At 67.9% G+C, this 707-nt stretch carries 1 protein-coding gene; it reads right to left on the bottom strand.

Annotated elements, in window-relative coordinates; all coding sequences use genetic code 11:
- A partial coding sequence (locus tag NS355_RS17775; RefSeq protein ID WP_244489747.1) for a SulP family inorganic anion transporter occupies positions 1–573 on the bottom strand: 573 nt, incomplete at its 3' end.
- Positions 574–707 lie beyond the last annotated feature (134 nt).

The following is a 707-nucleotide window of genomic DNA, read 5'->3' as shown; positions in this document are numbered from 1 at the left end:
CTTGTCGGTGGTGCGGCGGCGCGGATCGAGCTCGTCCACCGCCTTGACGCTCAGCAGCGATTCCAGGCTGGCGACGATCGCCAGCGTGATCGCGGTGGTCCACACCGCGCCCATGCCGATCGCCGAGAAGTCGGGAAGCTGGAACTGGCCGAGGAACTGCGACGCGCTGCCCGCGACCGGCACCCGCACCAGATGCGCGCCCGCCAGCTGCCAGTCGGGCCGTATCGCGCCCAGGATCATGTTGCCGACCACGCCGATGACGACGACGACCAACGGTCCAGGCAGCAGCCGCAGCGGGCCTTGCTTGGGCTTGGCGTGATCCCACCAGAACAGGAACGCCAACGAAACCGCGCCGATCAGGACCGCGCCGGGGGCGATATCGTTGCTGACGCTGGTCCACAGGTCGGTAAAGGTGTTGCCGCCCGCCCGGCTGGCATATTCGAAGCTGCCCTCGAAATCGCCGTCATAGCCGATGGCGTGCGGAATCTGCTTCAGGATCAGGATCAGGCCGATCGCCGCCAGCATCCCCGTGATCACGGAGGAGGGGACGAACTCGTTGGCGCGGCCGGACAAGGTCCTGGTGTAGGGCTGATCGACAATTCCCTCGCCCCCTCTCCTCTGGACAGGGCAGAGGGTTCGCGAAGCGTGCCGGCCAGAGCGGGATGGCATGGATGCCCCCCTCCCCTTCAGGGGAGGGGCCGGGGGGG

The organism is Sphingomonas yabuuchiae, from assembly GCF_001477495.1.
GTDB classification, from domain to species: Bacteria; Pseudomonadota; Alphaproteobacteria; order Sphingomonadales; family Sphingomonadaceae; genus Sphingomonas; species Sphingomonas yabuuchiae_A.
This window is presented reverse-complemented; position numbering and strand designations above follow the sequence as displayed.